Raw genomic sequence first — 227 nt, 5'->3', positions numbered from 1 at the left:
GTTGGGGGAATATGAGTCCAAGTAGACAATATGCCCATGCACGTCGGGTACAAGGTCTGCTAAGTGTTGTTGTGTCAGTAGCACTTCTACACGGGCATCTTCTAAAATGTACGCCAATCGTTCTCTTGGGTAGATTGGGTCGAGAGGCACATATGCGCCACCCGCCTTGAGAATTGCCAGCAGTCCCACCACCATCTCACTAGAGCGTTCCGTGCAAATACCGACCA

1 protein-coding gene is annotated in these 227 nt (G+C 51.1%); it reads right to left on the bottom strand.

The genetic code is table 11. The annotated features are described in order from the left end of the window. The coding region (locus tag AABK37_RS42230) for an AMP-binding protein (RefSeq protein ID WP_432557307.1) at window positions 1–227 on the bottom strand (227 nt) is incomplete at both ends.

The sequence above is a fragment of the Tolypothrix sp. VBCCA 56010 genome, assembly GCF_050875635.1.
Classification (GTDB): Bacteria; Cyanobacteriota; Cyanobacteriia; order Cyanobacteriales; family Nostocaceae; genus Hassallia.
This window is presented reverse-complemented; position numbering and strand designations above follow the sequence as displayed.